At 32.2% G+C, this 7053-nt stretch carries 6 protein-coding genes; all 6 read left to right on the top strand.

Annotated elements, in window-relative coordinates; all coding sequences use genetic code 11:
* Positions 1-227 precede the first annotated feature (227 nt).
* On the top strand, positions 228-1244 hold the full coding sequence (locus I6E11_RS13885; protein WP_235338738.1) for a hypothetical protein: 1017 nt from the start codon (positions 228-230) through the stop codon (positions 1242-1244).
* Between the two features lie 95 nt (positions 1245-1339).
* Positions 1340-3184 (top strand): hypothetical protein, encoded by a 1845-nt coding sequence (locus I6E11_RS13880; RefSeq protein WP_235338737.1) that lies wholly within the window; start codon positions 1340-1342, stop codon positions 3182-3184.
* A 383-nt stretch (positions 3185-3567) separates the two neighbouring features.
* Complete coding sequence (locus tag I6E11_RS13875) at positions 3568-4590, top strand: DUF3871 family protein (RefSeq protein ID WP_235338736.1); 1023 nt, start codon at positions 3568-3570, stop codon at positions 4588-4590.
* Positions 4591-4919: 329 nt separating this feature from the next.
* On the top strand, positions 4920-5507 hold the full coding sequence (locus tag I6E11_RS13870; RefSeq protein WP_235338735.1) for a tyrosine-type recombinase/integrase: 588 nt from the start codon (positions 4920-4922) through the stop codon (positions 5505-5507).
* A gap of 419 nt (positions 5508-5926) precedes the next feature.
* The gene (locus I6E11_RS13865; protein WP_235338734.1) at positions 5927-6625 is read left to right on the top strand and encodes a hypothetical protein; all 699 of its coding nucleotides are present in this window, start codon (positions 5927-5929) and stop codon (positions 6623-6625) included.
* A 91-nt stretch (positions 6626-6716) separates the two neighbouring features.
* Positions 6717-7053 (top strand): hypothetical protein (locus tag I6E11_RS13860; protein ID WP_235338733.1); only part of this gene is annotated, 337 nt, incomplete at its 3' end.

Here is a 7053-nt window from a genome sequence, read left to right as displayed (position 1 = left end):
ATATAATATTTATACAATATCATAAGCCTTGTTTCTCAATAATGAGGAGCAGGGCTTTTCTTTTTTTATATCATTTCATTTTAAAGGGGTATAGAATTGCCATACCTTTTTCATACCCTAAAGACTCTTTCCAGCCTCCATATCTTTGCAACGTAATCAAAAGCCAAGTGCGCATAAGGCAGACGGTTACAAAATAAATTAATTATAAAATAATAAAATTGAGAATTATGGAAGCTGTTAAAAATAACAACGGAGAGAACTTAAACATAGTAGATAACAATAAAAACGAAAAGGTTATGAATAAACAACTTAATTTACTCTTTATAGAGGGAAACCGTCAAAACATTGACAAAGAGAATGTAAAGGCTTGCTATAACAAAATCAAAAACTTAGGTTATATTGAATCCATGCCTATTGAATATATATCAATGAATGAAGCTATTGAAAAAATTGGCGACAGAAAATTGTTTAAAATGACTATTGAACGAAATACAGGAAAAGGAGAAGCCACTATCAGCAACTTCAAGATTACGTCAGAGGTTGTAAAGCAAGAAGACTATCTCAACTATGACGGAGTTTGTGAGGACGGGCAACACAGAGATTTAGCACTCCAATTCACGGCTTTGAACGAAATGCAGCCTACATATATAGAAGTACATATTCCTGAAAATATGGATATAGTCAGTTATATAGCTTTACGAAACAATGGAAAGGTTTGGAACAATGGCGACTTCTACAACTCTGGAATCTCAACGAATGACAAGGAAATGGATTATATACTTTCATTATGCAAGAAGTACAAGGCTGCCTTTATCTTTGCACTCTACACCTTTGGAACAGTCAATCTGACTTCTAAACAAATAAAGTCAATCCAACTGGGTTATAAAAATCCAACAGATTATGGCAAACTACAACTGAATAAGTCCACTCGTGAAATAGGTGATAAGATTCTAAACGCTTTGAGAGAACATAAGTTTTTGTCAGAGGATAGATTTAACGGACGATTCGCACAAGGGCTAAAACAATATTATAATGATATTGAGCAAGATGAACAAAAAGTGATTGACACTATAAATCTAATAGACAAAGAACAATGGGATAAACATTTTACTCCTAAACAGGGGCAGTCTATGGAAGCTAAATCATACGTTGAAGCATTTAAGGCTTTATACGCTGAATATGAAAGTATATCCACAGAAAATAAACAAGAACCAGTTCTAAAAATAAAAAATCAAGACAGGTAGAATTTTGTATGACACCTATATAAAAGTCTAATTTCCCAATTTTCTACCTGTTCTGAAAATAAAGTAAAATCTACTTTTAATACTAAGAATTAGATATGAAGATAAAAGAAGTTATTATTAAAAAAGGAGAATGGTTGCTTGACGCATTAAAACGAATCGGTTATGACATGATACCGACAAATACCATTCTTGACAAGACCCTGACAGGTTTGGGAGCAACCCATAGTGAGATACATTCAAAACGTAATTCTATTATTATTGAGCCAAATGTTCCCGTAATACTTGGCAAGCTGAATGATAATGAGAACTTGGAAGCCGTTTATGAGAAATACACTCCTTATACCATTAAGAAGTACCTGCAAATGGATATTCCATATAAGAAAATTTTTACCACTCCTGAAAGTTTCAAAAAGATACGAAATACGGCAATAGAGTTAAACATCAACATCTACAAGAATTTCTTCTGCTTGTTCGATGAATGTGAGAAAGTTACTCAGGATATTGATTACAGGAGCAAGATTATACAGCCTATTTATGACTTCTTCCAATTCGAGGAAAAAGCTTTCGTTTCCGCCACACCTTTACCCATGTCACATAAGGAGTTTGAACGGCAGAACTTTCAGAAGATAAAGATTGTGCCTGACTATGACTATAAAAAAGACCTGGAACTGATAGTGACCAACAGTTATTATAAGAGGTTAAAGAAAGTGCTTGACAGCATGAAAGACAGCAAATGTGTCTGCATCTTCTTCAATGTCACGGACGGAATCAATGAAATCATAGAAAATCTTGGCATTGCAGACTATAAAATATTCTGTTCGCAAAAGAGTGTTGAGAAATTGGCTAAAAGAGGAATACATAACGCTTATTCTAATATATACTATCCGTTTGCAAAATACAACTTCTTTACTTGTCGTTTCTATTCAGGACTTGATATTGTGCTTAGGAAGTGCAAGCCTGACATTATAATGCTGACAGACTTCAATAGTGCGAATTGGACTATGATAGACCCTTTCACGGAAGCCATACAAATACAAGGCAGATTCAGAAAGCCTAAAAAGGATGACGATGTCACATATAACTCACTAACTCATATTTCAACTATCAATCCTGATATGAAAGTTAGAAGTCAGAAAGAGTTAAATATAAGAATTAATCAGTTTATTTCTGACTATAACATACTGAAAGAACGCCACGACAAGGAAACTGATGACATTAGAAAGGAAGCCATATTTGATGATATGAAAGGCTTGCATTACCAAGACTTGATAGATGAGAAAGGAGAAATCAATTCTTTTTCTGTGGATAACCTTTATAACGAGGAACGTGTCAAATCTTATTATATTTCAGCACAAGCTTTACATCAAGCATATAAAGCTACAGGATTTTTTAATGTCACATTAAATGATGTGACAGAGTGCATTGGTGAAGATGATATAAGGAAACTTAATACCACCAAACAAGAAATTGAAAAAAGAAGAATACTTGTGCAACTTTTAGACAAGATTCATAATGACTTTGAAAACGGCAAAATCAGTTTTGAGGAAAAGAGCAGCTATATCAAACTATTAAGTGAACAAGCAGAAGCAAAATATACCATTGATGCCTATATGAAAATAGGAAAAGTAGGAATGGAAAAAGCAGAATACAAAAAAGGACTGATTGACAAAGTCATTTTGCAGTACGACAAAGAACAGGCTGAAATTCTTAGATTCTCTCCTAACGTTCTAAAAGACATAAAGGAAGAGTTTGAAATGAATGTTTATATAAACAAGAATGAAATTAGGGATAGATTACAAGCCATTTATGACGAGCATAATATAAAATGTAAGGTAATACAAGAAACGATTACAAAATACTATGATACAGATAACAGCGGCTCAATAAATGGTGGTTCTTATAAACTTACAGCTTTTAAATTTAAATTGGTAGATTTTTAGGCAGAGCCTATAAAGAAAGAAATCCCTCCCAATATACCTCAACTCCATATTATAAATGTGGAGTTTTTTTTGTATTACACAAATTTATGTCATTAAAATGAAAATATATAGCCTAACACAATTTTGGTACAAAATACAATTCTTATTAGATTATAAACCGATATTCTGCAAAACAATCCAATAAAGAAAGCTATAAATAGGCACATAAACAGATACATACCAATACATTAGAAATATCCCCCTCTATCTATCCTATTATCCTGCTTTTAAAATTGGAGAGCGCCATATACAAGCGAGTTCACTAAATACAAACTCCCCCCTCTATGCTTGAATAAGAAAACAAGAAACAAACTTAATCATTCACCAATTAAAATTTTTCAAGTATGGAAAACTTAGTTTTATTGCCAACTTTGGCACAGAAAAGACGTGGTAACTTTGGGCAGTTTGCAGAAGATGCAACTATCATTTCAGAAGAAACTACAAAAGTGAAAAAAGTAAATCACTTTATAGAAGCTAACACTATGGAGATTGATTTACAGCATTTAAAGAGTGATTGTATCGTTCCTGTATTCAGTAAGGATAACGAACTGACAATTTCGCACAATGCCTTTATTGAAACGGTTTGGGATGCTGCAAACTCATTCTTTACAGGTGAAACGATTGATAAACCTGACATTCGTGTTTCCCACATTGTCAAAGGCAGAATCCCTGAAGCGATTCATAAGCCTGCAAACCAACTTTTAGAAAGTGACAAAACACAATACTTTGAACGTATGATGTTTTGCTTTGAGATTCCCACTATTTATGAAACGGTAGAGGGAAACAAACTCACTCTTTCAGTTGGTGGTGTACGTGCTTATAATCAGATGAATCTGTATTCAAAGAAAACCGTTGAAAAATTCAAGGTTTTTGTTGGATTCAAGAACATGGTTTGCTGCAATTTATGTGTTTCAACAGACGGATATTTAAGCAATTTGGAAGTTTCAAATACCTGTGATTTATATCGTTCTGTTTTGGAAATGTTTCATGCCTATAACCCTGCAAAACACATTCATTTGATGCAAATGCTTGGGAATAGCTATCTAACTGAACACCAGTTTGCACAGATTCTTGGAAAAATGCGTCTTTACCAATGTCTGCCACAAGGTTATCAAAAGAGTATTCCACGTTTGCTTATAACAGATACGCAAATAAACAGCGTGGCAAAGGCTTATATTCAAGACATGGATTTTGGTGGTTTTGGCAGTGACCTGTCTATGTGGAAATTTTATAATCTACTGACAGGCGCAAACAAGTCAAGCTATATAGATTCTTTCTTGGATAGAGCCTACAATGCAACAGAGATAGCACAAGGCATTAATGCAGCTTTGCATGGTGACGAACACTACAAATGGTTTATTGACTGATTTTACACAATGAGAGATATTCAGAAATGGGTATCTCTCATTTTTTTATGAACATCTAAAATTCTAAGTTATGGATAAAAAAGAGAATCAAGACACAATGACAAAAGCAGGATGCGGATTTGTCATATTTGCAATATTGTTTATTCTGCTTTGTTGCATTAACCCTGTAATAACGGTTGCAGTATTTATGTTAGTGGTCATTCTGATTTCATGCGTTTATTGATTCACTAATAAAGAAAGTGAATGTTCCGTTCATATTCAATCATTTATCAGACTTGAATACCTACCGGACATTCACTTTTGTTCTTTTACCCTTAAAAGTAAACATTATGAGTTTGAAATACAGTAATACAACGGCTGATTTCCTACAATGGGATGAAGCAATGAATCTAATTAGAAAACTATTCAAGGATGGTAACTATAATATGAGCCTGCTTATAGCTTTGGGATGCTTCTTTGGTTTACGAATAAGCGACATTCTTTCTTTACGTTGGAATCAGATTCTAAATGTAAATGAGTTTACCATAATAGAAAGGAAAACAGGAAAGAAAAGGACTATCCGCATAAACCCACAACTGCAAAGACACATTTCAGACTGTTACAAGTCTATAAATCCAATAGGATGCAATGCACCTATATTAGTCAGTCAGAAAGGAACAGTCTATTCAGTACAAAGAATAAACATAATACTGAAAGAACTGAAAAAAAAGTACAGACTGCATATAGGAAATTTTAGCTGTCATTCCCTTAGAAAGACTTTTGGCAGACAGGTTTATAATATGAATAGTGAAAACTCTGAATTGGCTTTGGTCAAACTTATGGAACTTTTCAATCATTCAAATGTTGCTATTACAAAAAGGTATCTTGGATTAAGACAGGAAGAACTTTTGAATACATACGACTGTCTTAGCTTTTAATCTTTAACAGGTAGGAAATTCTGAAATATTGCTTTTATATAGGCATAAATGAATTTTCTACCTCTTTGATTTACAATTTAGTATGCTATCCTTATTGCGTTTACAAGTGTTTTTTGTAATTTTGGAGCATAATTGAAAGAAGAACAGCCTATGTAACATTAACAGATTATAAGACATAAAGATAAAGAAGCGTTAGCTTTATTCTTGCTTTTAGAAAATCGCCAATTTGAAAAAAGTACACAAGAATAAAAAGTTGATGCTCATGCCTATGGCGTGGGCTTTTACTCGTATATGTGTACATGGTGTTTGGCGATACCTCTAAAAGCGTAGACGAAGTTTAAGTCCGCGCTTTTTTTATTGTCTAAAATTTAAGTATCTAAAATTACCATATTACTAACATATAGCAGCTAATTCTCAAAATGGAAGATATTAATATATTGATTGATAAAGCATACAATCTAATTGTACAAAATAATACTAAACAAGGGGCATTATCCCCCAATGGCATTTCTAAAGAATTATTACACCATATTAATATTGAGATATTTGAAAAAATCGAAGATATAATAGCTAAAGCCATGAAGTATAATTCAGGTTTTGACAAACGAATTTCTAATTCAATACACGCTGCTACCGTATTTTGGTTTATGGAAGACCTTTGTCGAATAAATAGATTAACCCCATATATTAATTTATGTAATTGGGATATACTTTCGTACTATTATTCATATCACGCAATGCATGTCGTTTATGAGAAAGATATATGGAAAAATGTGGATTCATGGAGATACAAGATGATAAAAGTATTAATTAGATATTTCAGTCGTTTTTATAAATTAATAGATGCTAATGCAGATATGCTCCTACCAAATAATAAAAAGAATAATGCCGCAGAAAAAGATATTGATAATTTTTTAGATTATCTTCTTATATCTCTCATTAAAGATTCTGGTGATATGTTTTTTTATACACATACGGATTTGGTGGAAGTTAAAGATGTATGCCAACAAAAAATAGATAAGATATATAAAGATGAAAACATTAATCTACTCATTAAGAAAGGTCAAGAGAATCAATACAAATTGGCTTTGGCTATTCAGGATTACTACTGTTTATAGAAATTTATCATCAAATCAATAATGTTTATAAAGAATCGAAATTTATCATACATATTGTCTAATATTATACATACATTAAAATTTTATTATTATGAAGATTCTTAAATTCGTAACCCTTTCCATTATTCTATTTTTCGCTTATGGAGTAAATGCGCAGACATTTAAATGCGTAGATATAACTTTTAACAAAAATGATTCTCATTCTACAAATCAAAGATTAGAAATTAACAATCAGTTGTTGGGTAGTAAAACCATATTAACTGTATATGATAATAAAATATTAGCTGAAATGTATGACAATAACGACAATAGAGATGCTTCTTTTGTATTTGAATATTTTGACAATGGGTTTACTAAAGGTTACAGATACACTCTTCCTAATTCTTTTGGTGCAATAATTATTCAAGATATAACACCATCTGTTAGTA

The organism is Bacteroides caecigallinarum (genome assembly GCF_021531075.1).
GTDB lineage: Bacteria > Bacteroidota > Bacteroidia > Bacteroidales > Bacteroidaceae > Phocaeicola > Phocaeicola caecigallinarum_B.
Note: the sequence above shows the minus strand (reverse complement) of the source record. Positions and strands in the feature narration are given on the sequence as shown.